Origin of the sequence: Pseudogemmobacter humi (assembly GCF_900609055.1) — a bacterium.
Taxonomy (GTDB): Bacteria; Pseudomonadota; Alphaproteobacteria; order Rhodobacterales; family Rhodobacteraceae; genus Pseudogemmobacter; species Pseudogemmobacter humi.
Window position 1 is genome coordinate 32523 of the sequence record NZ_UXAW01000087.1, and the last position, 25716, is coordinate 58238.

Consider the following 25716-nt stretch of genomic DNA (forward strand, 5'->3'; position numbering starts at 1 on the left):
GATCATCGCGGACGGACGGAGAACGGCACTCCGGCGCAAGCGCGAATGCCGCACATATTCCTCCGCAGGGATTTGCGGTCATGGCCGTGCTGCGGCGCACCGTAAGGGTCGCGCTTATGTCACATCGCGCGGGCCATGCGGCCTCTGCCGCTGAATGCGGCATATCGGCGTCGCTTTCAGCATGGCGCCGCCCCGATGCCCCGGATAGCCATGGCTCATGACCCAGGACCGTATCCTTCCCGGCATCATGCTGATGCTCGCCTTCTGCGCGCTCGCGCCCTTGCTCGACGTGTCGTCGAAACTCGCGGCTCAGGCCGGGCTGCCGGTCGGCAGCATCACTGCGGCGCGATTCGTCGTGCAGGGCGCGATCATGCTGCCGGTGGTGCTGGTGATGGGGTTGCGGCTCAGCCTCTCGCCGCGCGCGCTTGGCCTTGTGTTCCTGCGCGCCTTCCTGCTGGTGTTCTCGACCTTCTCCTTCGTCTCGGGGCTGACGGTGATGCCGATCGCCGATGCGCTGGCCGTGGCCTTCGTCGAGCCCTTCATCCTGCTGATCATGGGGTATTTCCTGTTCGGGGATGAGGTCGGCCCGCGCCGCATCGCCGCCTGCGCGGCCGGGTTCGGCGGCGCGCTGCTGATCATCCAGCCCTCGCTGACCGCCTTCGGGCCGATGGCGCTCTGGCCTTTGGGAACCGCCTTCGGCTTTGCCTTCTACATGCTGGTCACGCGCGGCATGTCGTCCTTCATGCATCCGGTCGCCATGCAGTTCCACACCAGCTGGGCCGGGGTGGCGCTTTGCCTGCCGGTGCTCTTGCTGTTCTACAACGGGCCGGTGGCGGCGCTGGACTGGGTGACGCCGCAGGGCATCGGCTGGCTCTGGCTGTCCGGCGTCGGCTTCTGGGCCTGCATCAGCCATATGTGCATGACCTATGCGCTGAAATACGCGCCCTCGGCCACGCTCGGCCCCCTGCACTATTTCGAGATCATCGTGGCGGTGATCCTCGGCTATCTGATTTTCGGCGATCTGCCGAACCGGCTGACCTTCACCGGGATCGCGATCATCATCTGCTCGGGGCTCTATCTGATCCAGCGCGAGCGGCTGGCGATGCGCGCCCGCGCGCTGGCGGCTTAAAAGCTGCGCACCGCCGTGATCGCCGCGCGCAGCCGGCGGCGCGGCAGGATCGCCACCATGCCGGGGCCGTCGAGCCAGAGCCGCACCTCGGGGGCGCTGACCCGGTTCGAGGTGGCGATGAAGCCGTCCGGCGCGAAGACATGGCCGTCGAGCGGCCATTCCAGCCCCTCGCTGCGCCCGGTCACCCGCGCGAAGGGAAACAGCGAGAACGGATCGCCGGGGCGCAGCGCCAGCCGCAGCGGCCCGGGCGGCACCGCAAAGCTGACATCCCGCTCGCCCAGCACGATACAGGGCCGCCCGCTCTGCCGCACCAGACTGTTCATCACCGCCAGCCCATGATCCGCCCGCGCCCCGGAAAAGCCGAGCGCCAGGATGAACCCCGCCCGCACAGAGCGCAGCGCCTTGTCGAAATCGGTGGTGTCCTGCTCTGCCATCGGATGCAGCCGCGCCGCAGGAATCGCCACCAGCGCCGCCGCCGAGATCGAATCGAAATCACCGATCACCGCCTCGGGCATCACGCCTGCCGCCAGCAGCCGGTCGGCGCCGCCGTCTGCCGCGACCGGACAGGGCGCCAGCCGCAGCGCCCGCGCCAGATCACGCGGCAGAATCGGGCCGCCGCCGACGAGAGTCACCCCTTCTGGGTATTGGACAATGGGCTGATTCATGCGGATACTGTTCGAATTAAGGCAAAATCCCTGGCACCGGGCCACAATCAATCCATCAAATTACCCCGGTCTGTCCATGGATTCGAACAAAGCCCAGGCAAGGTTTCCGTGATGGAAAGTAAGAGGTCCGTTTCGATGAACAGTGCCAGCAAGATTCTGACCGTCTCCTACGGGACATTCAGCTGCACGCTGGAAGGTTTCGACGATCCTTTCAACACGATGAGGGCGATTGCCGAATATTTCCGGGATCTTGCGGCGGAAGACCGCTACTTCGGGGCCGAGCCGCCGCAGCCCGACGCGGCCATGCTGCACCGGATCGCCGAGCGCGAGATCCAGCGCCGCGTCGAAGCGCGAATCGAAGACAACAGCGTGATTCTGCGCGCGAAAGACCAGGAAGCGCGCGAGGCCCCGCCTGCGGTCGCCGCGCCGCCCGCCCCGCCCACGGAACTGCCGCCAGCGGCGGCTGCGGCGGAAATCCCTGCTGAGACCGTGACCGAAGACGCCGCCCCCGCCATGGAAGAGCCCGCGGATGCGGGCGAAGACATGCAGGCCGCGACGCTGGATTCCGATTTCGGCACCGAAGAGGCCCTGGCCGATGAGGCGCCGGAAGAGGCCGCCGCAGAAGAGGCTGCCACCGACGAGGCCGTGGCCGGATCCCCCGCCGCCTTCGGGGAAGAGGAACCCGCCCCCGCACAGCCCGCCCTGCGCGATTCGATCCCAGAAGGGGTGGCGGCCAAACTCGCCCGGCTGCGCCGCGCTGTGGCCGCGCCGCCGGTCGCGGCAGCCGCTGTCGAGGCGCATTTCGAAGACGAACATGCCACCGCCTTCCTTCCCGACGTGCAACTGGCCGGAGTGTTCGCGGAAGCGGACGACGAGCCCGTCGTGCCGCAGGCCGCGGCCGGCGACGCCGATCCGGCCGCAGCGGCGGACGAGGACATCGCCGATACCGCCGGGGCAGAGCCGGAGGAAACCGCCGGGGATGACATGGCCCTCGCCGCCGACGAGGCCGCCCATCCCACCGGCGCCGAAACGCTGGCCGGATTGCGTGAGCTTGCCGCAGAATTGTCCGCCGCCCCTGAAGCCGCGGCGGCGGAAGAACCCCTTGCCGCGAAAAACGAGGACGACGCGGTTCTGGACCGCCTCGGCGCTCTGCTCGGCGCTGATGAAACCGTTCCTGCGGCGGAAGCCGCCCCTGCCGATGAGACGGACGACGGCGAGATCGGCGAACTGATCGCCAGCCTCGCCGGAGACACCCCGGCAAAGGATGCCGCCGGTGCGGGCGGCGATTTTGCGGAAGCCGCTTTCGACCCCTTCGCCGACGATCCCGATTTTGACGAGGACGAAACCGCCTGGGCATTGACCGACGCGCCGCTCGCCGAGACCGAACCCGCCGCCGCGCCGGAGATCGACGCCGAACTGCGCGCCGAACTGGCCGAAATCGAGAAGGCCGATGTCACCGCTGCCGCGGAACCGGCACCGGACAGCGAAGGCTCGGGCCAGGCAGAGCCAGTCCTTGCGCAGGATGCCGCCGGGGATCTGCCCGACGCGGACCACTCCGACGCAGCCGAAGCCGAAGCCGCACCGGAAGCGGCTGCGCATGCTCTGGCCGCGCCGGTCGCCGAAAAGCTGGAACGCGCCCGTGCACGGGTGATCAGGATCCGCCGCGCCGATGTGACCGCCGATGCCGCGCCCGCGCCGGAGGCGGCGGCTGCCGATACCGGCCCCGAAGCGCCGGCCTCGCCCGTGGCCCCTTCCGCTCAGGGCGGCGCGGATGAGGATGTCGACCGGCTGCTGAAACAGGCGGATGACGAAATGTCGGATGCCGACAATCAGCGTCGCCTCTCCGCGATCCAGCATCTCAAGGCCGCCGTCGCGGCAACCATCGCCGACCGGCGGGCCGGTGTGGCGCAACCCGACTCCGACCAGCGCGAAGGCGCCTACCGCGCCGATCTGGCCCATTCGGTGGTGCGCCCGGTACGTCCCGTGCGCCCGCTGCGCCCCGGCGCCCGGGCCGAGGCCCCGCATGAGGCCTCTGCTGCGGTCACCGGCGATGCCGCCGCCGCACGTCCCGCGCCGCTGATGCTGGTCTCGGAACAGCGCATCGACCGGGCGCCGTTGCGCCAGGAAACCGCGCCGCGCCCGCAGCTGGTGCATGGCGCGACGGCCGTCGCCGCCTCGTCCTATCTGGAGGATGAGGATTATCTGGAAAGCGAAGCGCTCTCCGAAGCCTTTGCGCAGGATCAGATTCCGGCCTCCCTGCGCATGCTGATCGCCGATGAGGCGATGGCAGCCCCGGCGGGCGAGACCGCTGACGACGCCGCCGACGAGGCTTTCGACATCGAAGCCGAGGATGCCGCCGCGCATGAGAACATCTTCTCCGACAGCAGCGATTTCCTCGACTTCGCCGAGCGTCTCGGGGCGAGCGAACTGCCCGAACTGCTGGAAGCCGCCGCCGCCTATGCGATCTGCGTCGAGAACCGTGAGCATTTCACCCGCCCGTTCCTGATGCGCCGGGTGATCTCGGCCGATCCGGCCGAGTTGCGCAGCCGCGAAGACGGGCTGCGCAGCTTCGGCACGCTGTTGCGCGAGGGCCGGATCGAGAAGGTGCGCCGCGGCCAGTATGCGCTGCCGCAGGATTCGGCGCTGCTGGCCGAGGCGCGCAGGATCGCGGGCTGAGCTGGCCGCTCCGAAAGGGGGCTACGAGAAAGGCGGTGCGGCCCCCGGGGGCGCACCGCCTTTTCAATTCCTGCGCCTGCTTCCTGCCGCGCCGCCCCCTGACGTGGGCCGTCAGGGCCTTCCGGCTTCGTCGCGGTCCGGTCCCACACCCGGGTCGGGCTGGCCGATACCGCGGAAGATCCCTTTGCACGGCAAGGCCCAGACCAGCCCGAGCCCGACATAGACCACGAGTTCGGCCCAGAACGGCATCCGCTGCGTCGGGCCTGGCCACCAGCGGTCGTTGGCCCAGGCGATCACGTTCAGCGTCACCACGATATAGAGCGGCAGGCCGACGACCAGGATCGCCAGCGCCAGCCGTTTTCTTGCGCGGTAACTCAGCGCCACCTGCTCAGTCCGCGAAAGGATCGGTGACGAGGATGGTGTCGTCGCGCTCGGGGCTGGTCGACAGAAGCGCCACCGGGCACTGGATCAGTTCCTCGATCCGGCGGACGTATTTCACCGCCGCCGCCGGCAGATCCGCCCAGGAGCGCGCGCCTTGCGTCGAGCCGCTCCAGCCTTCCATTTCCTCGTAGACCGGCGTCACCCGGGCCTGGAGATTGGCCGCCGTGGGCAGATAGTCGAGCTTTTCGCCGTCCAGCTCATAGCCGGTGCAGATCTTCAGCGTGTCGAACCCGTCGAGCACGTCGAGCTTCGTCAGCGCGATCCCCGATACGCCCGAGGTCGCGCAGGTCTGGCGCACCAGCACGGCGTCGAACCAGCCGCAGCGGCGCTTTCTGCCGGTCACGGTGCCGAATTCATGGCCGCGCTCGCCAAGGCGCTGGCCGTCGTCGTCATGCAGTTCGGTCGGGAACGGGCCTTCGCCGACGCGGGTGGTATAGGCTTTGACGATGCCCAGAACGAAGTCGATCGAGGTCGGCCCGAGGCCCACGCCGGTCGCGGCCATCCCGGCCAGCGTGTTCGACGAGGTGACATAGGGATAGGTGCCGAAATCGACATCCAGCAGGCTGCCCTGCGCGCCCTCGAACAGGATGCGCTTGCCGGCGCGCCGCGCCTCGGTCAGCACTTTCCACACGGGCTTCGCGAAGGGCAGGATCTTCGCCGCGACCTCGCGCAGCTGCGCCTTCAGCGCCGGCACATCGACCGGCTCAAGTCCGAGGCCATTGCGGAGCGCATTGTGATGGGTCAGCAGACGCTCAATCCTTGTGTCGAGCGTCTCGTCATCGGCCAGATCGGCGACCCGGATCGAGCGCCGGCCCACCTTGTCCTCATAGGCCGGGCCGATGCCGCGGCCGGTGGTGCCGATTTTCGACACCGCATTCTGCGCCTCTCGCGCGCGGTCCAGCTCGCCATGGATCGACAGGATCAGCGGCGTGTTCTCGGCGATGATCAGGTTGTCGGGGGTGATCTCAACGCCCTGCGCGCTCAGCTTCTCGATCTCGGAGAGCAGCGCCCAGGGGTCGAGCACCACGCCGTTGCCGATGACCGACAGCTTGCCGCCGCGCACGATGCCCGAGGGCAGAAGGCTCAGCTTGTAGGTGACCCCGTCGATGACCAGCGTGTGCCCGGCATTGTGCCCGCCCTGGAAGCGCGCGACGATATCGGCGCGCTCCGAGAGCCAGTCGACGATCTTGCCCTTGCCTTCGTCGCCCCACTGGGCGCCCACGACAACCACATTGGCCATTGGGTCCGGTCCTTCGATCAGGAAAACGCGTGGGGGGTATAGCGAGAGCCGCGCCCGGGGGAAACAGGAAAAACCGCCCGCGGGCAGAAGGGGCGCCCGGCGCGGGCGCGCGCCCCTCTGCCGGTCTGGCCGCTCCCGGTGCATTCTGGTCATGAGAAACCCGGGGAAATCTTACGGCCTGGGGCGCAGCCCTCAGCGGCCGCCCGCGCCCTGCCCCCTGGCGGCCCGCCTGGCCCCTGGCGGCCGCTGCGCCCTCTTTGCGCATCTGCACCGGCCAGGCCTGGCGCCTTGCACTTGCGCGCGGGCGATCTTGTGAATAGATAGCCGCATCCGCCGGAAGGAGCCCCTGCCCAATGGAAACCGTCGTCCTCACGATCCACCTGATCCTCGCCCTTCTGCTGATCGGGGTCGTGCTGCTTCAGAAGAACGAGGGCGCGGCGCTCTTGTCGGGCGGCGGCAACATGCAGGCGCGCGGCCAGGCCACGGCGCTGACCAAGGTGACCTGGATCCTTGCCACCGCCTTCATCATCACCTCGATCTCGCTGACGGTCCTTGCCACCCGCGGCGCGGGCGGCGGCTCGGTGATCGACGGGACGGTCCTGCCCGCCGATGGCACGGCCCCGGCAGCCAGCGGCATGATGCCGCCTCCCGCCGCCACCGGCGACGCCCCCGCGGCACCGCCGCGCGCGGACGAGCCCGCACCGCCCCCTGCCCCCGAAGCGCCCGCGGAAGCCCCGGCAGAGGCGCCGGCGGAAACACCCGCCGAAACCCCGGCTGAACCCGCCAACTGAACCCACTATCCTTTGACGGGACGCGCCTGCCGCAAACACGATCTTGCGGCAGGTGGTTGCGTGTTGGCGCGCGGCGCGGTATAGGCCGACTCCCGTGGTGATGCGATTTCCACCGTTCCGAATCGCCTGTTTCCAGAACTACGGGAGTCCCCAATGGCGCGTTACATCTTCATCACCGGCGGCGTGGTTTCGTCGCTGGGCAAAGGTCTCGCGTCGGCGGCTCTGGGCGCGCTGCTCCAGGCCCGCGGCTATACGGTCCGGCTCAGGAAGCTCGACCCCTATCTGAACGTCGATCCCGGCACGATGTCGCCCTTCGAGCATGGCGAGGTTTTCGTGACCGACGACGGCGCCGAGACCGATCTCGACCTCGGCCATTACGAGCGTTTCACCGGCGTCTCGGCCCGGCAGACCGACTCGATTTCCTCGGGCCGGATCTATTCCAACGTGCTGGAGAAGGAACGCCGCGGCGACTACCTCGGCAAGACGATCCAGGTGATCCCGCACGTCACCAATGAAATCAAAGACTTCCTGCGTATCGGCGAGGGTGAGGTCGATTTCATGCTCTGCGAGATCGGCGGCACGGTCGGCGATATCGAGGGGCTGCCCTTCTTCGAGGCGATCCGCCAGTTCACCCATGAACGCCCGCGCGGCGAATGCATCCTGATGCACCTGACGCTCCTGCCCTACCTGGCCGCCAGCGGAGAGCTGAAGACCAAGCCCACCCAGCATTCGGTCAAGGAACTGCAATCCATCGGCCTCGCCCCCGACGTTCTGGTCTGCCGCAGCGAGCACCCGATCCCCGACCGCGAGCGCGAAAAGATCGCCCTCTTCTGCAACGTGCGGCCCGATGCGGTGATCCCGGCCTATGACCTGAAGTCGATCTACGAGGCGCCGCTGGCCTATCACCGCGCCGGGCTCGACCAGGCGGTGCTGGACGCTTTCGGCATCTCGCCCGCGCCGCGGCCCAATCTCGACCGCTGGGAGGATGTGATCGACCGGCTGGAGAATGCCGAGGGCACCGTGCGGGTCGCGGTGGTCGGCAAATACACCCAGCTTGAAGACGCCTACAAGTCGATCGCCGAGGCGCTGACCCATGGCGGCATGGCGAACCGCACCCGGGTGAAGGCCGAATGGATCGACGCCGAGACCTTCGAGAAGGAAGACGCCGCCAACCGGCTGGAGGATTTCGACGCGATCCTCGTCCCCGGCGGCTTCGGCGAGCGCGGCACCGAGGGCAAGATCAAGGCGGCGCAATTCGCCCGTGAGCGCGGCGTGCCCTATCTGGGGATCTGCCTCGGCATGCAGATGGCGGTGATCGAATCCGCCCGCCATCTGGTCGGGCTGACCAACGCCGGCTCCGAGGAATTCGACCATGAGAAAGGCGCGAAACGCTTCGAGCCGGTGGTCTATCACCTGAAGGAATGGGTGCAGGGCAACCATAAGGTGCGGCGCAAACAGGACGACGACAAGGGCGGCACCATGCGGCTCGGCGCCTATACCGCGCATCTGAAAGAGGGCTCGACCGTGAACAGGGTCTACGGCGGCACGGTGATCGAGGAACGCCACCGCCACCGCTACGAGGTCGATATCAAATACCGCGACCAGCTCGAAGCGAAGGGGCTGATCTTCTCGGGCATGTCGCCCGACGGCAAACTGCCCGAGATCGTCGAGGTCGCGGACCATCCCTGGTTCATCGGCGTGCAGTTCCACCCCGAGCTGAAATCGAAACCCTTCGCGCCGCATCCCTTGTTCGCCGATTTCATCCGCGCCGCCATCGACGGCGCAAGGCTGGTCTGAGCCGCGCGCGGCCGGGGCAGCCCGGCCCACATCGGTGGGCATCATCGCGGAAGGCCCCTCTGAGGGGACAGCCACCTCCCCGCTGCCGGACCTGCGGGCGCTGACCGCCTCACCGAACAGATCCGCCTGTTGACGGATCGCCGCCTCGCGGTATTCACTGAAGACACCCCTGGGCCGTGAGATCAGACGGCGGGCATCACCGGCCTGCGCGCCATCGAAATCCGCCCCGACAGCCGGCGCTCCCGGCTCGGATTCGCGGATTTCGTTTCCCGGGCAGCGACGAATGAAAGATATGCCCGGAACTGCGATGAAGAGGTCCTCATCATCGCAGTTCCTGGATTTCGTGACCATGACGACCCGGGCGTCGCAGGACCATCCCGGACCGCTGCTGCACTATCGCCTCGCAAGCCTGAACCATATCATCGACGTAAGCACGCCGAACCACCCCACGCTGTCTCTGTCCTGAGAGAGAACATGACCGAAGCGGATATCCGGGCTTTGTTCGCCCGTTACGAGCAGATATTCAACGACGCGCTCGCCGGAAGGATCGACGCCGGGGCTGCGGCGACGCTCTATGCCGCCGAGTTCATCGCCGCCTCGCCCGCGGGGGTTATGGCGGGCAAGAACGATGCGCAGTTGCGCGAGGTGATGGAGCAGGGCCACGCCCGTTACCGCGCCATGGGCACCAAAGCGATGCGGGTCCGCGAACTGCGCCTGACGCCGCTCGACGCGCATCATGCTGTGGCCCATGTCGGCTGGCGCGGCACCTGGACCGCCCCTGCCCCGGCGGAAAGCGGAGAGGTCACCATCGACTTCGAGGTGCATTATTTCGTGCAGCAAGCCGACGGACCGCCGCGGGTGTTCGGCTGGGTCTCGGGCGACGAAGAGGCGCTCCTGCACGAACACGGGCTGATCTGACCGCCGCCGCCGCACACCGGCGGATCCCGCGCCACGCCCCGGCCACCCTCATGCCTGACCACGGCCTTTCACCCTGACGAAAATACCCCCGCCGGAGGCATCGCCGCCCGCCAAAACCCGCAGCCTCGCAACCCGGCTCCTGGCCTTTCAGCCTGACCGAGATCCGCCAGCCGCAAGCCCTCCGGCCGGTCTCGCATCGCCGATCCGGTCAGCCCGGCCTCACTCCGCGACCAGCCGCGAGACGACCACCGTCACCTCGGGCTTCTTGCCGATCTCTTCCACCGCGACCTGGCGGACGATGCGGCGGATGTCGTCCTCGATCCGGCCGTCGTCCTTCAGCACCTTGCGGGTGGCGCGGTTCATCCATTCGGCAAGCTCGTTTTCCATCGTCTCGGCCAGATCGCGCCCGCCGCGGCCCAGAGGCGTCAGGCCCATCAGCTCGATCCAGGGCTCGCCCATCGGCTCGTCGCTCTCGTCGAGGATCACGGTCGCCAGCACATGGCCGTTCAGCGCCATGCGGATACGGTTGCGGATCACCCCGTCCAGCGCACCGATCAGTACGCTGCCGTCGAGGTAAAGCCGCCCGGTATCGACATATTCCACCACCGCCGGCACTTCGCCGGTCAGATCGACCATCATCCCGTTCACCGCCACCTGGGCGGCGATCCCGGCCTCGGTCGCGATGCGGACATGTTCCGAGAGATGCCGGTGCTCGCCATGCATCGGGATCAGCATATCGGGCAGCAACAGCCGGTGCACATGCTCCAGATCCGGCCGGTTCGCGTGGCCCGAGACGTGGTAGAGCCCGCCCTCGTCATCGACCACCCGCACCCCGATCGCGGAAAGCGCGTTCCAGATCCGGAACACCTCCTTCTCATTCCCCGGAATGGTGCGCGAGGAGAACAGGAAAGTGTCGCCCGCCTTCATCTCATGGCCGAGGTATTTGCCGCGCGACAGCGCGGCGGCGGCGGCGCGGCGCTCACCCTGGCTGCCGGTGACGAGCAGCATAAGGCTGGCGCGCGGGATTTCCAGCGCCTCTTCGGGGCTGACGGTGCGGGGGAAGGCTGTCATCACCCCGGTCTCCTGCGCGACCGCCAGCATCCGCTTCATCGAGCGGCCCATGACACAGACCGTGCGCCCGGCGGCCGCGGCCGCTTCGGCGAGCGTTCTCAGCCGCGCGACGTTGGAGCCGAACGTGGTGGCGACGAACATGCCCTGCGCGCGCCCGATCAGCTCGGCCAGCGGCCCCGCCAGCGTCGATTCCGAGCGGCCGGGATGCGTGGAAAACACATTGGTGGAATCGCACATCAGCGCCTTGACCGGCGCCTCTTCGGCGATCTGTTGCCAGAGCGCATCGTCCCAGGCCTCGCCCACCACCGGATCGCGGTCCAGCTTGAAATCGCCGGAATGGACGATCCGCCCGCCGGGGGTGTCGATGATCAGCGCCGCCGATTCCGGGATGGAATGCGACAGCGGCACGAACTGCACCCGGAAGGGCCCCGCCTCGACCACTTCGGGGCGCGCGGCCACGGTGGTGATCGCATCCCCCGGCAGGCCGAGCTCTTCCAGTTTCAGCCGACCGATGGCCGAGGTGAATTTGCGCGCATAGACCCGTGCCTTCAGCTTCGGCCAGAGATGGCCAAGCGCGCCGATGTGATCCTCATGCGCATGGGTGATGAAGATCGCCTCCAGCCGGCTCACCCGCTCTTCCAGCCAGGTGATGTCGGGCATGATCACCTCGACCCCCGGCGCGTTGTCCATATCGGGGAAGGTTACCCCCATATCGACGAGGATCAGCCGCTCTTTCCCCGGCGCGCCCCAGCCGTAGACATAGGCGTTCATGCCGATCTCGCCGGCGCCCCCCAGGGGAAGATAGATCAGCCGCTCGCGCTTCATGCGTTTTCCTTGTTGTAGTCATGGATCAGAACGAGACCATGCATGGTCAGATCGTCCTCGATCGAATCGAAAACCTCTGTGTCCTGGGCGAACAAGGGCGCAAGGCCCCCGGTTGCGATAACCTTCATCGGGCGTTCGCGTTCCTTGCGGACCTCGCGCACGATGCCTTCGACCAGGCCGATGTACCCCCAATACACGCCCGACTGCATGCAGGCCACCGTATTCGTGCCGATCGCCTGCGCCGGGCGCGAGACATCGACATGCGGCAGCGCGGCGGCGGCGGCGTGCAGCGCTTCAAGCGAAAGGTTGACGCCGGGCGCGATCACCCCGCCGATATAGGCGCCGTCGTGGTCGACCACATCGAAGGTGGTGGCGGTGCCGAAATCCACCACGATCAGATCGCCGCCATGGCGGTCGAACGCCCCCGCGGTATTGACCAGCCGGTCCGGCCCCACCGTGGTGCCCTGATCGACGCGCGGCGCATGGGGAAGCAGGCATTCGGGCTTGCCCACCACCAGCGGGCGGCAGTCGAAATAGCGGTTCGACAGCACCCGCAGGTTGAACACCACACGGGGCACGGTCGAGGAGATGATGACCTCTTCGATCTTCACCTCCAGCCGGTTGAGCAGCAGCAGCGAGGACAGCCAGACGAAATATTCATCCGCCGTGCGCTTGTGGTCGGTGGCGATGCGCCAGGTGGCGATGAAGCGCGCCCCGTCCCAGATCGCGAAGACGGTGTTGGTGTTGCCGCAGTCGATGGCCAGGAGCATGGGCGAAGATCCGGGGTTGCGAGGGGTCAGAAGAACACATCCGCCGCCGGGATGGCAATCGCGCCCCCGGACATGCGCAGGATCAGATTGCCCTCATGGTCGATGGTCTCGAAGATCCCTTCGCGGGTCTCAGTGCCGGTGCGGGCGATGATCCGCTCGCCAAGCCTTGCGGCGCGGGACAGCCAGGCCTCGCGCAAGGGCGCGAAACCGTCGGCGCGCAGCCGCGCCTCCCAGTCCTCCATCGCCGGGGCGAGCGCGTCGAGGAAGCGCGCGGGCGTGATGCGCAGCCCGGTTTCTGCCAGCAGCGAGACCGGCGCCACCGCGCCCGGCTCCAGCGTCTCCGCAGGCGGTGCCGCGATCAGGTTGACGCCGATGCCGATGACCAGGGTCTGCCCGCTCGCCTCCAAGAGGATCCCGGTCAGCTTGCCGCCGTTCAGCAGGACATCGTTCGGCCATTTCAGCGCGAAACCCGCGCCGAGGCCGGTCAGCGCCTGGAAGGCGTCGTAAAGCGCCAGCGCGGCGACGAAACTGCGCAGGCCAAGGCGTGCGGGCGGCTCAGTGATCCTTTGCACCAGCGAAGCGTGGAAATTCCCCGGCGGGCTGGCCCAGGCCCGGGCGCGGCGGCCCTTCCCGGCCGTCTGCTCGCCCGCCAGAATCCACAGAGGCCCCCGAAGATCGGGGGCCTGCCGGAACGCCTCGGCATTGGTGGAATCGACCGTGGCCAGTTCCACACGCGAGGCCAGCGCCTCAGAGGACAAGAGCCCGCGCGGCCGTCAAAGCCGCCGGTTCGATGCCGAAGAGGTTGATCGCGCCCAGCACCATGACCGCCGCCACCGCGACCAGCATCACCCATTGCACCGGCGCCATCCGGCTTTGCGCCGGGTCTTCGCTGTCGCCGAAATAGATGAAATAGACGATGCGCAGGTAATAGAAGGCGCCGATCACCGAGGCCACCGCCCCCGCGACCGCCAGCCAGACCATCCCCGCATCCACCGCCGCCTTCAACACCGCGAATTTCGCGAAGAAGCCGATGAACGGCGGCACGCCGGCAAGGCTGAAGAACAGAGCCAGCAGCGCCAGCGCCTTCAGCGGCTCGGTTTTCGACAGCATCTTGAGGCTGGCGATATCGGTGACCGGGCGGCCGTCGCGCTCCATCGACAGGATGAAGGCGAAGGTGCCCACCCCCATGGTGACGTAGATCGCCATATAGATCAGCATGGCCTGGACGCCCTGGACCGCCGCCTCCTGGTCGCCGGTCGAGGCCGCCGCCAGACCGATCAGCGCATAGCCCATATGGGCAATCGACGAATAGGCCATCAGCCGCTTGATGTCGCGCTGGCCGATCGCCGCCACCGCGCCGAGATACATCGAGGCCACCGCCAGCGCCGCCAGCACCTGGCCCCATTGCGCCGGGATCGCGCCGAACGCATCCCAGGCCAGCCGCGCGATCAGCGCCATGGCCGCGACCTTGGGCGCGGTGGCGAAGAAGGCGGTGACCGGCGTGGGCGAGCCCTCATAGACATCGGGCGTCCACATATGGAAGGGCGCGGCCGAGATCTTGAACGCCAGCCCCGCCAGCATGAACACGAGGCCGAACAGAAGGCCAAGCGGCACGCCATCGTTCAGGGTGGTGATGATGCCCGAGAACAAAGTGGTGCCGGCGTAGCCATAGACCAGCGAGGCGCCGTAGAGCAGCATCCCCGAGGACAGCGAGCCGAGGACGAAATATTTCAGCCCGGCCTCGGACGAGCGCGCGCTGTCCCTGCGCATCGCCGCCACCACGTAAAGCGCCAGCGATTGCAGCTCCAGCCCCATGTAAAGCGCCATCAGATCGCCCGAGGACACCATCATCAGCATGCCCAGAACCGCAAGCGCGACCACCACCGGGAACTCGAACCGCAGAAGGTTCCAGCGGCTCATGTAATCCTGGCTCATCGCGATCACCGCGGCGGCCGAAAGCAGGATCGTCACCTTGGCGAACCGCGCGAAGGGGTCGTCCTGGAACATGCCGCCGAAGGCCGTCCGGCTGCCCTCGCCCGCGAAGCCGATCCAGAGCGCCAGCGCGACGAACAGCCCCGCCGTGGCCCAGACCAGCGGCACCGCCACCCGATCCTTGCCGGTGTAGACGCCGAACATAAGCGCCGCCATCGCGTAAAGCGCGAGGATGACCTCGGGCAGGACGATGTTGAAATCTGCTGCGGTCATGATCGCGTCCTCAGTGCATCGCCGCCTGCGCGGCCACTTCGGGCAGCGCAGCGCGGTAAGTGTCGATCAACTGGGCCACCGAGGGCCCGATGATATCGGTGACAAGCGCGGGATAGACGCCAAGGATCAGCGTCATCGCCACCAGCGGCGCGAAGATCAGCCGCTCGCGCAGGCTCATGTCGGTGATGGATTTCAGGCTCTCCTTCACGAGCTGCCCGAAGACCACCCGGCGGTAAAGCCAGAGCGCGTAAGAGGCCGAAAGGATCACCCCCGAGGCCGCGAAGAAGGCGATCCAGGTGTTGACCCTGAAGATCCCCATGATGGTCAGGAACTCGCCGATGAAGCCGCTGGTGCCCGGAAGGCCCACGTTCGCCATGGTGAAGAACATGAACACCATCGCATAGGCCGGCATCCGGTGGACGAGGCCGCCGTAAGCCGAGATTTCGCGGGTGTGCATCCGGTCGTAGATCACGCCGACGGCCAGGAACAACGCGCCCGAGATGAAGCCGTGGCTGATCATCTGGAAGATCGCGCCGTCCACCCCCTGCTGGTTCATGGCAAAAATGCCCATGGTCACGTAACCCATATGCGCGACCGAGGAATAGGCGATCAGCTTCTTCATATCGGTCTGCACCAGCGCCACCAGCGAGGTATAGACCACCGCGATCGCCGACATCCAGTAAACCAGCGGCGCCAGCAGGTCCGAGGCCACCGGGAACATCGGGATCGAGAAGCGCAGGAAGCCGTAGCCGCCCATCTTCAAAAGGATCGCCGCCAGCACGACCGAGCCCGCGGTCGGCGCCTGGACGTGGGCGTCGGGCAGCCAGGTATGCACCGGCCACATCGGCATCTTGACCGCGAAAGAGGCGAAGAACGCGAGGAACAAGAGCGTCTGCACGCCGCCGACCACGGTGAAGCCCAGAAGCCGGAAGCTCTCCGACGGGAAGCTGGTCTGCGCCGGATCGAGCAGCGCCACGATATCGGTGGTGCCCGCCATGCGATACATGAAGACCATCGCCACCAGCATCAAGACCGAGCCGAGGAAGGTGTAGAGGAAGAACTTGAACGCGGCATAGATCCGGTTCGCGCCGCCCCAGATGCCGATGATCAGGAACATCGGGATCAGACCGGCCTCGAAGAACAGGTAGAACAGCACCAGATCCAGCGCGCAGAACACGCCAAGCATCAGCGTCTCAAGCACGAGGAAGGCGATCATATATTCCTTGACGCGGGTCTCCACCTCCCAGGCCGACCAGATCACCAGCGGCATCAGGAAGGTGGTGAGCATGACGAACAGGATCGAGATCCCGTCGACGCCCATCTTCCAGGTGAAGCCGAGGATCCAGGGATGTTCGGTCACGAACTGGAAGCCGGTGTTCGCAGGGTCGAACTCGGCCAGCAGGAACAGCGAGGCAAGGAAGGTCGCGAGCGTCGCGAAGATCGCGAGCCATTTCGCCGAGCGCTGCGCGGCCGCGTCGTCGCCGCGCAGGAACAGCGCCATGATCAGCGCCGCGACCAGCGGCAGGAAGATGATGATGTTGAGAAGTTGTTGTGCCATGCTTGCGCCTCCTTACCTGGCGCCACCGAAGAGCGTCATCCAGGTGACAAGGGCAACGATCCCGAGCACCATGGCGAAGGCATAGTGGAAGACAAAGCCCGATTGCGCCCGGGCCGCGAGGCGGGTGAAGAAGGGAACGATCCCCATCGCCACGCCGTTGATGGTGCCGTCGATGACCTTCGCATCGTTCTTCCAGAACAGCCGGCCAAGCGCGCGGGCGGGACGGACGAAAACGAAGTCGTAGATCTCGTCGAAATACCATTTGTTCAGCAGGAACAGGTAGAGCGGGCGCTGGCTCGCGGCGAGGCGCGCCGGCCAGTCCGGCCTGCGGATGTAGAACAGCCACGAGAGCACCAGCCCGATCAGCATCGCGACGAAGGGCGAGACCTTCACCCAGTCCGGCACCATATGGGCGGCGGCGATGATCGTGTTCGGCGCATGGCCCGAAGCCGCGACCTTCTCCGCATCGACGCGGGCATCGACCAGGGCCTGCTCTTCCGCGCCATAAGGCAGCATCACCAGCGCGCCTTTCGGGGCGACGCCATGGGCATCGCCATGATCGGCCGCGGCATGGTCCACAGCGGTTTCTTCCCCGGCCAGAGCGGCGGTCTCCGTGTGATCCACGGCGGCGGCTTCGTCCCCGGCGTGGTCCGCGGTCGCAGCCTCTGCGGGGGCGGCGGCATGGTCGCCCTCTTCGACGTGATGGGCGGCAAGCTGCTCCATCCCGAACCAGGTGCGCATCTTCTCTTCGTCGCCGAAGAACACCTTGTACCAGATCATCCCCGAGAACAGCGCGCCGAGCGCCAGCACGGCAAGCGGCACCAGCATCACCGCCGGGCTTTCATGCGGCTCGTGGTGGTGGCCATGGCCGTGATCGTCGTGGCCGTGGTGATGATCGTCCTGCGGCTTCAGATGGGCGCGGTTCTCGCCCCAGAAGGTCAGGAACATCAGCCGCCAGGAATAGAAGCTGGTCATGCCGGCGGCGATGACGAGCATCCAGAAAGCGTAGTTCGAGCCGACCCAGGCGCTCTCGATCACCGCATCCTTCGACAGGTAGCCGGCAAAGCCGTAATGGGTCAGCGGAATGCCGACGCCGGTGATCGCCAGAGTGCCGATCAGCATGGCCCAGAAGGTCAGCGGGATCTTCTTCCGCAAGCCCCCATACCAGCGCATGTCCTGCTCATGGTGGGTGGCGTGGATCACCGAACCGGCGCCAAGGAACAGCATCGCCTTGAAGAAGGCGTGGGTGAACAGGTGGAACATCGCGACCGGATAGGCGCCCACACCGGCGGCCACGAACATATAGCCGAGCTGCGAACAGGTCGAATAGGCGATCACCCGTTTGATGTCGTTCTGCACCAGACCGACGGTCGCGGCGAAGAAGGCCGTCGTCGCACCGATCACGGTGATGAAGGCGGTGGCCGAGGCCGCGTATTCGTAAAGCGGCGCCATGCGGCAGACGAGGAACACCCCCGCCGTCACCATGGTCGCGGCATGGATCAGCGCGGAAACCGGCGTCGGCCCCTCCATCGCGTCGGGAAGCCAGGTGTGCAGGAAGAGCTGCGCCGATTTCCCCATCGCACCGACGAACAGCAGGAAGGCGAGCAGATTCAGCGCGTTCCAGTCGGTCCACAGGAAGCGCACGGTGGTCTCGGTCAGGCCCGGAACCGCGGCGAAGATCTCGTCGAAACGGATCGAGTCGGTCAGCAGGTAAAGCCCGGCGATGCCGAGGATGAAGCCGAAATCCCCCACCCGGTTGACGATGAAAGCCTTCATCGCCGCGGCGCCCGCCGACTGTTTCTTGTAGTAGAAACCGATCAGCAGATAAGAGGCGACCCCCACCCCTTCCCAGCCGAAGAACATCTGGAGCAGGTTGTCTGCCGTGACCAGCGTCAGCATGGCGAAGGTGAAGAACGAGAGATAGGCGAAGAAGCGGGCGCGGTAGGGCTCGGTCTCAGCCCAGTTGTCGTCATGCGCCATATAGCCGAACGAATAGAGGTGAACGAGCGCCGAGACCGAATTGACCACGACCAGCATGATCGCGGTCAGCCGGTCGACCCGGATCGCCCATTCGGAGTTCAGCGTGCCGCTCTCGATCCAGCGCAGGATGGTGTGGTGTTCCGTGGTGCCGTCGTGGCCGAGGAAGATCACCCAGCTGAGCGCCGCCGCCAGAAAGACGGTCGCGGTGGTCAGGATCTGCGCCGGCTTCTCGCCGATGTATTTCCAGCCGAAACCACAAAGGATGGCCCCGATCAGGGGTGCGAAAAAGATGATCGTCGCCATTCTTTCAGCCCTTCATCACATTCACGTCTTCGACGTCGATCGTTCCGCGGTTGCGGAAGAAGACGACGAGGATGGCCAGGCCGATCGCGGCCTCTGCCGCGGCCACGGTCAGCACGAACAGCGTAAAGACCTGGCCGGTCAGATCGCCGTGTTCGGCGGAAAAGGCCACCAGGTTGATGTTCACCGACAGGAGGATCAGTTCGATCGACATCAGGATGACGATCACATTCTTCCGGTTGAGGAAGATCCCGAAGATGCCGATGACGAACAGGGTCGCCGCCACCGTGATGTAATGTTCAATTCCTACCATCTCATCCGTCCCTCAGGGGTCTTCGCCCGTTATTGGCTCACGTCCCGGCGCTGCTCCCAGGGCGTCATGCCGCCGGGGTGCAGTTCGGGGAAGTAAAAGTTGCCGCCGCAGGCTTCCCCGGTCTCCCGAAGCACCGGTAGCTTGCCGCAGACGGCCGTCGCCGCCCGTTTCATCTTGTTTGCAGAGACCCGGCGCCCTGCCTGGACATCAGCGCGCAGAAACCCGGGCACCGGCGCGCAATCGGCCTCGGCCAGATCGCCTTGGCTGGTGCTGTAGCGCCCGAAAATGAGGCCGCTGCCCGCCGATGCGATCAGCATTCCCGCCCCGATGCCCTCGCAGGGCGGCAGCGGGGTCAGCCCCGGCGTTGCCGCCGGTCGCGTGCCTTTTGCCTCATGGGGGAAGCCGCGCGCCATGGATCAGAGCCCCTGCCCCGGTTTCACGTCCTTCATCTCCAGCGTCTTGGCCGGGTCGCGCCACATCTGCTCCAGCACGTTCTGGCGCTTGATGCCGGTGCGGTGGCGCAGCGTCAGCAGGATCGCCCCGATCATCGCGACCAGCAGCACCATGGCCGCGGCCTGGAACAGATAGATGTATTTGTCGTAGATCAGCAGGCCGAGCGCGCGGGCGTTGTGCACCCCCTCGGGCGCGGGCGAGGGCCGCAGGGCATGGGCCTGCGAGGCGCTCTCCCAGGCGCCCAGACCGATGGCGATCTGCATCAGCAGAACGATCCCGATCAGCAGGCCAAGCGGCATGGCGCGGGCGAGTTCCCCCTTCAGCGCGGCGAAATCCACGTCGAGCATCATCACCACGAACAGGAACAGCACCGCCACCGCGCCGACATAGACGATCAGCAGCAGCATGGCGACGAATTCTGCGCCCAGAAGGACGAACAGCCCCGTCGCGCCCACGAAGGCCGAGATCAGCCAGAGCACCGCATGAACCGGGTTGCGGCTGACCGTGACCATCAGCCCCGACGCCACCGTCACGATGGCGAAGACGTAAAAGGCGAAACCGGCAAGGGTCATGTGTTGGCTTCCTTATTCTCGTCGAAGACGGCCTGGGCGATTTCCAGCGCCTGTCTCATGGCGGGCAGGCCGCCGAACATGCTCATCTGCCAGATCACTTCGGCGATCTCGCGTTCGCTCGCCCCGGCTTCCAGCGCATGGCGGATGGTCAGCCTGAGCTGCGGCTCGGCGAGGCCCGCGGGAACCACCGCGCCCTGGACGGTCAGCCCGGCCAGCGTGACCAGCAGACGGGTGCGCGCGTCCAGCCCCTCGCGGTTGAAGGTCTTGCCGAACCACATCTCCATGATGTCGGCGGGCATGGTCGGAAACAGCTTGTCGAAGCCGCCGACCTTCATCCCTTCGAGGCCCGGGTTGAAGGCGCGCAGCATCTCCTGCCCGCTTTCCATCATCGCTTCGATCATCCGGGTATAGGCTTCGGTCATTGCGGCTCTCCGCTGGTATCCGTGCCCTGAAGGCAGAGGAAGAAATTCACATTGGCGAACCCGGCGGTGGCCGAGGTCATGATGCCGGGATTGCTGCGTTCCTGTCCGGTGCCGGTCGCATAATCCGGCGAGGTGTTCAGCACAACCTCACCCCCGTTCACCCAGCCGGAGGGGCAGCCCCCGGCGCCGCGCACGAGGATCACCGCCTCGCCGCCCAGATCGCCTGCTCCGGCCACGCCCTGCGGCCCGGCCGGGCCGGTTTCGCCCTGCGGCCCGATCTCGCCCTGCGGACCGGCGGGACCGGCCACGCCTTCCACCCCCTGCGGACCGGCAGGACCGATCGGCCCCTGCGGCCCCGCGGGCCCCTGCACGCCGGCCTCGCCCTGCGGCCCGGCGGGGCCTGCGGCGCCCACAGGGCCCTGCGGCCCTTCGGGGCCCGCACCGCCGCGCAAAAGATCGCCAGCGAACAGGGCAGCGATGGCGAAGGCCATCGCCCCCCCCACCACGCCGAATGCTGCTGACTGAACCTTGCTCATGGCTGGGCCGGGCCTCCGTATGGGTTAGCGATAGGGCGCGTCGAGTTCCAGGTTGCGGGCGATCTCGGCCTCCCACCGGGCGCCGTTCTCAAGGAGCTTCTCCTTGGTGTAGAATAGTTCCTCGCGGGTCTCGGTCGAGAATTCGAAATTCGGGCCTTCGACGATGGCATCCACCGGGCAGGCTTCCTGGCAGAAGCCGCAGTAGATACATTTCGTCATGTCGATGTCGTAGCGCGTGGTGCGGCGCGAGCCGTCCTCGCGCGGTTCGGCGTCGATGGTGATGGCCTGGGCCGGGCAGACCGCCTCGCACAGCTTGCAGGCGATGCAGCGTTCCTCGCCGTTCGGATAGCGGCGCAAAGCGTGCTCGCCGCGGAAGCGCGGGGACAGCGGCCCCTTCTCATGCGGGTAGTTGATCGTGGGCTTCGGCTTGAAGAAATAACGCATGCCGATTGCGAAACCCTTGATGAAATCCACCATCAGGAAATAGCGCGTGGCGCGGTTCCAGTCGATATTGGCCATGATCAGCCCCCCACCGCCCAGCGGGCCCAGAAGCCGCCGAGCACTTCAAATTTTGCAAGGAACGCCACCAGAACGACCCAGCCCAGCGACAGGGGCAGGAAGACCTTCCAGCCGATCCGCATCAGCTGGTCGTAGCGGTAGCGCGGCACGATGGCCTTCACCATGGCGAACATGAAGAACCACAGCCACATCTTGATCACCATCCACCACCAGCCGTCGGCGATGAAGGGCACCGGCGACAGCCAGCCGCCGAAGAAGAAGAGGCTGATCAGCGCGCACATCAGGAAGATGGCGATATATTCGCCGGCCATGAACAGAAGGTAAGGCGTCGAGGAATATTCCACCATGAACCCGGCGACGAGTTCGGATTCCGCCTCGGGCAGATCGAAGGGCGGGCGGTTGGTTTCCGCCAGAGCCGAGACGAAGAACAGAACCAGCATCGGGAAATGCGGCAGCCAGTACCAGTTGAAAAGGCCCCAGTCTCCCTCCTGCGCGCGCACGATGTCCGAGAGGTTCATCGAGCCGGTCGAGATGATCAGCCCGATGATGATCAGCCCGAGCGAGACCTCGTAAGAGATCATCTGCGCGGCCGAACGAAGCCCGCCGAGGAAGGCGTATTTCGAGTTCGACGCCCAGCCCCCCATGATCACGCCATAGACCTCCAGCGAGGAGACCGCGAAGACGAAGAGAATGGCGACGTTGATATCCGCCAGCACCCAGCCGTAATCGAAGGGGATCACCGCGAAGGCCAGAAGCGCCAGAACGAAGCTCAGCATCGGCGCGAGGAAATAGACCGGCCGGTCGACGCCCGCCGGAACGACGATTTCCTTCAGCACGTATTTCAGCGCATCGGCAAAGGTTTGCAGGATGCCCCAGGGGCCGACCACGTTCGGGCCGCGCCGCACCTGGACCGCCGCCCAGACCTTCCGGTCGCCGTAGACCATGAAGATCAGCGAGATCATGACGAAGGCTACAACCGCAAGACATTGCGCGATCAGGATGACCGCGGTGCCAAGCCCCGTGCTGAAAAATCCGTCCATCTTTCCTACCGTCCTCTCAGTCCCGCTTCAAACCGGACCGCCCGTTTCTTCTTCAAACCGTCGGTATTCCCAACGCGCCGCAGTCGCGCACCGTCACTTCGGCGTCTGTCGTCCTGAGGCCCCTGGGCAGCGCGGCCGAGATCAGCCAGACCGCGTCGCCCCTTGTCACATCGCCCGACCTTGCCACATTCGTGCGCACATGGCGCGCGAAACCGGCGCCGCGGATCAGCGCATATTGCGCGGCGGCGCAGCGGCCGTAGTCCTCGATCTGCTGCGCCCCCGCCGCGCCCTTCATAGCGACGCGGAAGCTGACCATATCGCCGTCGAGCAGCACGGTCTGGATCCCGAGATATTCGGGCTTCGCGCCGCCTGTTGTCACCTCCGCCCCCGGCGCGCAAGCCCCGACCGCCGCGAAAGCGGCGGCGGCAAGGCCGGTGACGGAAAGGCGGCGCATCATCCCCGGTTACTCCGCCGCGACCGGCGCTTCGCGGCGCGCTTTGGCCATGGCCGAAAGCTCGGCCATCACCTGGCTTGCGCGCGCGATCGGGTTGGTCAGGTAGAAATCGCGGATCGCATTGCGGAAGGTCGCGCGCGCGGGCATCCGCAGCTCGGGCTTCTGCCAGGCGTTCTCGGGCACTTCGTCGATGGCGCCCAGATGCGGGTGATCGGCGATCAGCGCCGCGCGCAAAGCGGCGAGGCTGTCCCAGGGCAAAGTCGCCCCCAGTTCGGCCGAAAGCGCGCGCAGGATCGCCCAGTTCTCTTTCGCCTCGCCCGGCGCGAAACCGGCGCGGAAGGCAAGCTGCGGCCGGCCCTCGGTGTTGACGAAGAGGCCGTTTTCCTCGGTGTAAGCGGCGCCCGGCAGGATGATGTCGGCGCGGTTGGCACCACGGTCGCCATGGCTGCCCTGGTAGATCACGAAGGGACCGGCCGCGATTTCCACCTCATCGGCACCGAGGTTGAAGATCACCTCGGCCCCTTCGGTCGCAGCGGAAAGGCCGCCCTCGGTCACGGCACCCACATCCATCGCGCCCACCCGGGCGGCGGCGGTGTGCAGGACGAGGAGTTTGCCGCCCGCGCCCTCGGCATAGGCCATGGCCTGCGACAGCACCGCCTCGCCATCGGCCTCGCTGATCGCGCCCTGGCCGACAATGACGATGGTGCCGGGCTTTTCCGTCACCCGGCCCACCAGATCGACCAGCGCGGCGCGATCGGTGCCCAGATGCTTGTAATCATAGGTCAGATCCGCCGCCTCGCCGATCAGCCCGACCTGCGCGCCCGCGGCCCAGGCCTTGCGGATCCGCGCGTTCAGCACCGGGCTTTCCAGCCGCGGATTGGTGCCGATCAGGAGGATGGTCTGAGCAGAATCGATGTCTTCGATCCGGGCATTTCCGACATAGGCCGAGCGGTTGCCGATGGGCAGCCGCGCGCCGTCGGTGCGGCATTCGACCTGGCCGCCGAGGCCCTCGATCAGCTTCTTGAGACTATACGCCGCCTCGACCGGGGCCAGATCGCCCACCAGCCCGACGAGTTTTTTCCCCTTCATCGCCCGGGCCGCGGCTTCCAGCGCCTCGCCCCAGTTGGCTTTCCTGAGCCGGCCGTTCTCGCGGATGTAAGGCGTGTCGAGCCGCTGGCGGCGCAGACCGTCCCAGATGAACCGGGTCTTGTCCGAGATCCATTCCTCGTTCACGCCGTCATGGTTCCTCGGCAGGATGCGCATGACCTCGCGCCCCTTGGTATCGACGCGGATGTTCGAGCCGAGCGCGTCCATCACGTCCACCGTCTCGGTCTTGGTCAGCTCCCAGGGCCGGGCGGTGAAGGCATAGGGTTTCGAGGTCAGCGCGCCGACCGGGCAGAGGTCGATGATATTGCCCTGAAGGTTCGAATCCAGCGTCATGTTCAGATAGCTGGTGATCTCGCTGTCTTCGCCGCGCCCGGTCTGGCCCATCTGGGTGATGCCCGCCACCTCGGTGGTGAAGCGCACGCAGCGGGTGCAGGAGATGCAGCGCGTCATCGCGGTCTTGACCAGCGGGCCGAGGTTCAGATCCTCCGACGCGCGCTTCGGCTCGCGGTAGCGCGAGAAATCCACGCCGTAAGCCATGGCCTGGTCCTGCAGATCGCATTCGCCGCCCTGGTCGCAGATCGGGCAATCCAGCGGATGGTTGATCAGCAGGAATTCCATCACCCCTTCGCGGGCCTTCTTGACCATCGGGGATTTGGTTTTGACCACCGGCGCCTCGCCGTTCGGGCCGGGGCGCAGGTCTTTCAGCTGCATCGCGCAGGAGGCCGCGGGCTTCGGCGGGCCGCCCACCACCTCGACCAGGCACATCCGGCAGTTGCCCGCGATGGACAACCGCTCGTGATAGCAGAAACGCGGGATCTCGATCCCCGCGGCCTCGGCCGCCTGGATGATCGTCATCGAGCCGTCGAGTTCGATCTCGGTCCCGTCGATGTTGACTTTCCGCAGGTTAGACATGCCCTTACGTCCTTCCGGTCACTGCCCGGACGGCGCGTGTCCGCACCGCCCGCACATTCTTTGCGCCTTCGCCAGCCCCGGTCCGCTCATCTGGTGGACCTCAGCAACTGGCCGATCAGGCTGTTCTTCGCAATCTCGGCCTCGCCCACGGCGCAATAGGCCGAGGCCTTGCCGGGCACCGCGCCCTGTTTCTTGAGCCAGGCCGCAGCCTCGGCCTTGCCGCGCGCCTTTTCCGTCTTGCTCTCCACGAAAGCCTTCACCTCGGCGCGCGAATAGCCTTTCGTCAGCGCATAATCGCGCAGCTTCACCAGCTCGTTCAGCGCCCGCAGCTTGCGCGGCTTCATCGTCGGACAATTGTCGGCGATCTGATCGGCGATAAAGCCCTGCAACAGGGTCTGGTTGATATAGGCTTCCTTGTTGATCGGCTCGCGCGCCAGCGCGGGGGCCGCCATCAGGAGAGAAAGCGCCGCGATTTTAAGAGATTTCATCATTTCTGCTCCACAGATTGCACAGGCCCTTTGCGGGCCCGTGCATCCTGCCAGAGCGGCGCGCGCAACTGAAAGCACGGCTTCGTGGCGTTTTCGTGAGCGGGAGAGCACGGCGGATCGCAGGATCATGCGCAGCCCCCCCGGAAAATCCATGCACCGGCGCGGTCATGGGCGCCGATCGCGGTCTCGTTGAAGCGCCCGCCCGCCTCCTGGCAGGCCAGGCGCGCGGCTTTCTTCGCAAGGGCGCCGGCGTCCCCGCCCAGCCCCGAAAAACCGGCATAGGGGCGGATACGGATCTCATGGCCCGGAACCGGGCGCGCACCGCCCGCGGTCAGTTCGATCCCCGGCGCGCCGGGGCGCACATCGCCCCAGAAAGCATCGCCGCCGACCGAGACCTGGTATTCGCCCGGCACCAGCCGCGACAAAGGCGCGGCCGTGCCCCCCGCAACGCAGCCCGACAGCAGCACGGCCGCCGCCGCTGCCGGAAGGCAGCGAGCGCGGGCCGTTTCGCTGAGGGGCGCGGGCCGGGTCATG

Annotated in this window: 26 protein-coding genes; 6 read left to right on the forward strand and 20 right to left on the reverse strand. The window is 66.6% G+C overall.

All coding sequences use genetic code 11. From position 1 onward, the window contains the following. Positions 1-217: 217 nt before the first annotated feature. Positions 218-1129, forward strand: coding sequence for a DMT family transporter (locus XINFAN_RS15480; protein WP_233352245.1), 912 nt, complete (start codon positions 218-220; stop codon positions 1127-1129). Here XINFAN_RS15480 and XINFAN_RS15485 read toward each other — a convergent pair. After that, the gene (locus XINFAN_RS15485) at positions 1126-1794 is read right to left on the reverse strand and encodes a thiamine diphosphokinase (protein ID WP_124087772.1); all 669 of its coding nucleotides are present in this window, start codon (positions 1792-1794) and stop codon (positions 1126-1128) included. The two genes, XINFAN_RS15480 and XINFAN_RS15485, sit on opposite strands and share 4 nt — an antisense overlap. Before the next feature lie 135 nt (positions 1795-1929). Between XINFAN_RS15485 and XINFAN_RS15490 the strand changes: the two genes are divergently transcribed. Further along, positions 1930-4470 (forward strand): hypothetical protein, encoded by a 2541-nt coding sequence (locus XINFAN_RS15490; RefSeq protein ID WP_124087773.1) that lies wholly within the window; start codon positions 1930-1932, stop codon positions 4468-4470. Positions 4471-4581: 111 nt separating this feature from the next. Here the strand turns inward: XINFAN_RS15490 and XINFAN_RS15495 are convergent, their stop codons facing one another. Together XINFAN_RS15495 and XINFAN_RS15500 are read right to left on the reverse strand one after the other, a co-directional pair. Further along, the gene (locus tag XINFAN_RS15495; protein ID WP_124087774.1) at positions 4582-4854 is read right to left on the reverse strand and encodes a DUF2842 domain-containing protein; all 273 of its coding nucleotides are present in this window, start codon (positions 4852-4854) and stop codon (positions 4582-4584) included. 4 nt (positions 4855-4858) lie between these two features. Continuing rightward, complete coding sequence (locus tag XINFAN_RS15500) at positions 4859-6151, reverse strand: adenylosuccinate synthase (protein WP_124087775.1); 1293 nt, start codon at positions 6149-6151, stop codon at positions 4859-4861. A gap of 353 nt (positions 6152-6504) precedes the next feature. Here XINFAN_RS15500 and secG point away from each other — a divergent pair, with 353 nt between their 5' ends. The 4 genes from secG (at position 6505) to XINFAN_RS15515 (ending at position 9657) form a co-directional block, all read left to right on the forward strand. Next, positions 6505-6942, forward strand: a complete 438-nt coding sequence (secG, locus tag XINFAN_RS15505; RefSeq protein ID WP_124087776.1) for a preprotein translocase subunit SecG — start codon at positions 6505-6507, stop codon at positions 6940-6942. Positions 6943-7095: 153 nt separating this feature from the next. Continuing rightward, positions 7096-8739, forward strand: a complete 1644-nt coding sequence (gene pyrG / locus XINFAN_RS15510) for a CTP synthase (protein ID WP_124087777.1) — start codon at positions 7096-7098, stop codon at positions 8737-8739. Positions 8740-9046: 307 nt separating this feature from the next. Further along, the gene (locus XINFAN_RS21790; protein WP_160144636.1) at positions 9047-9205 is read left to right on the forward strand and encodes a hypothetical protein; all 159 of its coding nucleotides are present in this window, start codon (positions 9047-9049) and stop codon (positions 9203-9205) included. 8 nt (positions 9206-9213) lie between these two features. Further along, the gene (locus tag XINFAN_RS15515) at positions 9214-9657 is read left to right on the forward strand and encodes a DUF6841 family protein (protein WP_124087778.1); all 444 of its coding nucleotides are present in this window, start codon (positions 9214-9216) and stop codon (positions 9655-9657) included. Positions 9658-9876: 219 nt separating this feature from the next. Here the strand turns inward: XINFAN_RS15515 and XINFAN_RS15520 are convergent, their stop codons facing one another. The 17 genes from XINFAN_RS15520 to XINFAN_RS15600 form a co-directional block, all read right to left on the reverse strand. Next, positions 9877-11553: a ribonuclease J gene (locus XINFAN_RS15520; RefSeq protein ID WP_124087779.1), complete on the reverse strand. Its 1677-nt coding sequence runs from the start codon at positions 11551-11553 to the stop codon at positions 9877-9879. Next, positions 11550-12323, reverse strand: coding sequence for a type III pantothenate kinase (locus XINFAN_RS15525; protein ID WP_124087780.1), 774 nt, complete (start codon positions 12321-12323; stop codon positions 11550-11552). The genes XINFAN_RS15520 and XINFAN_RS15525 overlap by 4 nt, the downstream gene beginning before the upstream one ends. Positions 12324-12349: 26 nt before the next feature. Then, the gene (locus XINFAN_RS15530) at positions 12350-13081 is read right to left on the reverse strand and encodes a biotin--[acetyl-CoA-carboxylase] ligase (protein WP_124087781.1); all 732 of its coding nucleotides are present in this window, start codon (positions 13079-13081) and stop codon (positions 12350-12352) included. After that, entirely contained in the window at positions 13071-14528 is a 1458-nt protein-coding gene (nuoN, locus tag XINFAN_RS15535) for an NADH-quinone oxidoreductase subunit NuoN (protein WP_124087782.1), read from the reverse strand. The genes XINFAN_RS15530 and nuoN overlap by 11 nt, the downstream gene beginning before the upstream one ends. 10 nt (positions 14529-14538) lie before the next feature. Then, positions 14539-16086, reverse strand: a complete 1548-nt coding sequence (locus XINFAN_RS15540; RefSeq protein ID WP_124087783.1) for an NADH-quinone oxidoreductase subunit M — start codon at positions 16084-16086, stop codon at positions 14539-14541. 12 nt (positions 16087-16098) lie between these two features. Then, the gene (nuoL, locus tag XINFAN_RS15545; protein WP_124087784.1) at positions 16099-18369 is read right to left on the reverse strand and encodes an NADH-quinone oxidoreductase subunit L; all 2271 of its coding nucleotides are present in this window, start codon (positions 18367-18369) and stop codon (positions 16099-16101) included. A gap of 4 nt (positions 18370-18373) precedes the next feature. After that, positions 18374-18679 (reverse strand): NADH-quinone oxidoreductase subunit NuoK, encoded by a 306-nt coding sequence (gene nuoK / locus XINFAN_RS15550; RefSeq protein WP_124087785.1) that lies wholly within the window; start codon positions 18677-18679, stop codon positions 18374-18376. Positions 18680-18708: 29 nt separating this feature from the next. Next, positions 18709-19092 (reverse strand): hypothetical protein, encoded by a 384-nt coding sequence (locus XINFAN_RS15555; protein ID WP_124087786.1) that lies wholly within the window; start codon positions 19090-19092, stop codon positions 18709-18711. Between the two features lie 3 nt (positions 19093-19095). Then, the gene (locus XINFAN_RS15560; RefSeq protein ID WP_124087787.1) at positions 19096-19704 is read right to left on the reverse strand and encodes an NADH-quinone oxidoreductase subunit J; all 609 of its coding nucleotides are present in this window, start codon (positions 19702-19704) and stop codon (positions 19096-19098) included. Beyond that, positions 19701-20126: a carboxymuconolactone decarboxylase family protein gene (locus XINFAN_RS15565; RefSeq protein WP_124087788.1), complete on the reverse strand. Its 426-nt coding sequence runs from the start codon at positions 20124-20126 to the stop codon at positions 19701-19703. The genes XINFAN_RS15560 and XINFAN_RS15565 overlap by 4 nt, the downstream gene beginning before the upstream one ends. Further along, a complete protein-coding gene (locus XINFAN_RS15570) occupies positions 20123-20662 on the reverse strand; it encodes a collagen-like domain-containing protein (RefSeq protein ID WP_124087789.1) in 540 nt (179 codons plus the stop codon). The genes XINFAN_RS15565 and XINFAN_RS15570 overlap by 4 nt, the downstream gene beginning before the upstream one ends. Positions 20663-20686: 24 nt before the next feature. Beyond that, positions 20687-21181: an NADH-quinone oxidoreductase subunit NuoI gene (gene nuoI, locus XINFAN_RS15575; RefSeq protein ID WP_124087790.1), complete on the reverse strand. Its 495-nt coding sequence runs from the start codon at positions 21179-21181 to the stop codon at positions 20687-20689. 2 nt (positions 21182-21183) lie between these two features. Continuing rightward, positions 21184-22221 carry an NADH-quinone oxidoreductase subunit NuoH gene (gene nuoH, locus XINFAN_RS15580; RefSeq protein ID WP_124087791.1) on the reverse strand — a complete coding sequence of 346 codons (1038 nt, stop codon included), beginning with the start codon at positions 22219-22221 and terminating at the stop codon, positions 21184-21186. Between the two features lie 52 nt (positions 22222-22273). After that, positions 22274-22678, reverse strand: a complete 405-nt coding sequence (locus XINFAN_RS15585) for a YNQ4 family lipoprotein (protein ID WP_124087792.1) — start codon at positions 22676-22678, stop codon at positions 22274-22276. 6 nt (positions 22679-22684) lie between these two features. Next, complete coding sequence (gene nuoG / locus XINFAN_RS15590; protein WP_124087793.1) at positions 22685-24694, reverse strand: NADH-quinone oxidoreductase subunit NuoG; 2010 nt, start codon at positions 24692-24694, stop codon at positions 22685-22687. 86 nt (positions 24695-24780) lie between these two features. Next, the gene (locus tag XINFAN_RS15595; protein ID WP_124087794.1) at positions 24781-25182 is read right to left on the reverse strand and encodes a DUF5333 domain-containing protein; all 402 of its coding nucleotides are present in this window, start codon (positions 25180-25182) and stop codon (positions 24781-24783) included. A gap of 125 nt (positions 25183-25307) precedes the next feature. After that, complete coding sequence (locus XINFAN_RS15600; protein WP_124087795.1) at positions 25308-25715, reverse strand: hypothetical protein; 408 nt, start codon at positions 25713-25715, stop codon at positions 25308-25310. Position 25716: the final 1 nt, after the last annotated feature.